At 37.0% G+C, this 2,464-nt stretch carries 1 protein-coding gene; it reads right to left on the bottom strand.

Going from position 1 to position 2,464, the window contains the following annotated elements; all coding sequences use genetic code 11:
* Positions 1-318: 318 nt before the first annotated feature.
* Positions 319-1,965: a sensor domain-containing diguanylate cyclase gene (locus ACWXWT_RS20315; protein WP_456043380.1), complete on the bottom strand. Its 1,647-nt coding sequence runs from the start codon at positions 1,963-1,965 to the stop codon at positions 319-321.
* Positions 1,966-2,464: the final 499 nt, after the last annotated feature.

The raw sequence follows: 2,464 nt of genomic DNA, 5'->3' as shown, positions 1-2,464 counted from the left end.
TCTCAGGTATGCCACTTCTGTGTTACATCGATTTAAAAGGCAACAACCATTTCTACATCAATGTGCCTTGAATTGAAAAACCTGAGAGACTCTGAACTGACCAGATATTTAATGAGATTGGTATTATTTCAACACACTCAATGCTTTGGCATAATGTAATATATATCAAAAAAAATGCGGCTTAATAACGTTATTAAGCCGCATGTATTAGATGTAAAACCTGTTCTACCACAATCTTGTCAACAATAATGGCGCAATAAAATATGCCTGATAAAGAAAGTGTCAACTCGGCGCTTTGGCGTTAAGAGTTTGAAGCTATCAATCCGATATGACACGGTTTCTGCCTGACTGTTTCGCTTTATACAAAGCGTTATCTGCTCTTTGGAACCACTCTTTAAATGACTCATCAGCTTGAATTGTTGCCATGCCGGCACTAAACGTGAGCTGTTCAACTGGAGCAAAGTTCATTTGAGCTATCTTGTCACGCAATTTATCCATAAGCTTAAACACCACTTCAGAACTGGCTTCCGGTATTAAAATAACAAACTCTTCTCCGCCCCAACGGCAAATAAGGTTTTCTTTACGCATATTTGCAGACAGTTCATCAGCAAAATGACACAAAATATCATCGCCCACATTATGGCCAAACACATCATTAATCTTTTTAAAATGGTCAATATCTAATATTACTAGGACCAAAGGAAAGTCGTGTCTTTTAGCTCGAGATATCTCTTTATCAACCAATGCACTAAAGGCTCGGCGATTAAAAAGCAGCGTGAGAGGGTCTTTAGATGCTAGTTCTTCAAGTTTATCATTTTGTATGCTGAGCAAAGAGTTTTTGGCTGTCACCTCTTGCGTTCGGTCATTTACCATTTGTTCCAAATGGGTTGTGTGTAAATGAATTTTTTGCAGACTATCATGAAAAGCTTGAGAAAGTTGGCCAATTTCATCATCTGTATCAACCACTTTTAGATAACTTTTTTTACTGTCAACAGACGCTTTTACATCATTAGTAAGCTGAACGATTGGCCTGGTTATTCGATTAGCTAGATCACTAATCAGTAGTAAAAAAGCCATCATTAATACAATAGAAGTAAACAATACATTATATAAAATTACATATATATCATGGAATATTTCCGACTCTTTAGTGGTAACAAACAAAGTCCAGCCGGGTAGAAAATCGACTTTAGAAAAGGTTACAATTTTGGATTCATCTCTGCTGGCATCCACGTACCGACCATAGCCATTATTTTGAATTTTAGTTTGCCTGACGATTTTATAAAACCCAGGAAAGCTGCTATTTTCGTTCTCTGACAATGTACTTTTCATCACATAAATTTGATTCGGATGTGAAACAATTAGGTTATTAGAATCGGCTAACCATGCATAACTTTCTTTTGCGAGTTTAATCGTCGACAGTTTGTCTGAAATAACCGTAAGAGGAACCGCCACAGCAAGCGTACCTACCCATCGAGTTTTTGTATCTAAAATAGGTACCGCGACCATTATAACGGGGGTATTTTCAAACCGACTATAAAGAGGCACACTAATATTGTATTCTTTGCCGATCCAATCATCACCCTTAATAAATAAAGGATGGGTGACTTTATTTATGTTTCCTTTGGCATCGATTAAATTTAAATCCTTATCAACATAAACAGCATTGATAAAATTGCCATGGCCTATGGTCATTAATCGTTGGAGTAAGCGAGTGATGGTAGTCTTATCTCCTAATTCTATCTGAGGGTTATTGCTTAGCATTTTTAACATGGCGACATACTGAGCAAACTCTTGGCTGAGCAGATTAGCGTGCATTGTTGAAATTTCTGTAGACTTTTCTAATTCTAAATCCAGTACACGGTCACGTTGATTGATAAATATGGTGAGCAAAAGTATAGATGTGAAAGCGATCATCACTAAAGAAAATATCGTAATAATCTTGGCCTTTATACTAAAAAACATACCACCTCTCGAAAATGCTCGTTTGAAACACATAAACATCACAACATAGACAAACTCAGCCCCACGCCTCTTTTATTAATACCACCTTAAGCCCAAAAATGTCGATACAACCAAAACGCAAGGTATGACTCCAAACCATCGACGTGAATACTGCACAATAAACTTATTCTATAAAGATTAACAAAGCCATTTAACCTAACCCCTTGGGCTGTATTTGTATTGCATTATCGTTAACTTAGGTAGAATAACGACATTTCATAAGTTGCGCCATGATTACATTGCCACACACTGCAGCAATCATCTTCAAAGAAACGCAGACAATAGCGGTGTTGCAACCCCATGGCATATCATGTTTATGAACCATTCATGGGCATCTAATACCAATCTCATTAAATATCTGGTCAGTTCAGAGTCTCTCAGGTTTTTCAATTCAAGGCACATTGATGTAGAAATGGTTGTTGCCTTTTAAATCGATGTAACACAGAAGTGGAATACCTGA

The organism is Shewanella sp. A22 (genome assembly GCF_053850585.1).
This window is presented reverse-complemented; position numbering and strand designations above follow the sequence as displayed.

What these genes read in the sequence shown, in the direction of transcription:
- ACWXWT_RS20315 (WP_456043380.1), bottom strand. Translation starts at nt 1,965, where the DNA reads ATGTTTTTTAGTATAAAGGCCAAGATTATTACGATATTTTCTTTAGTG.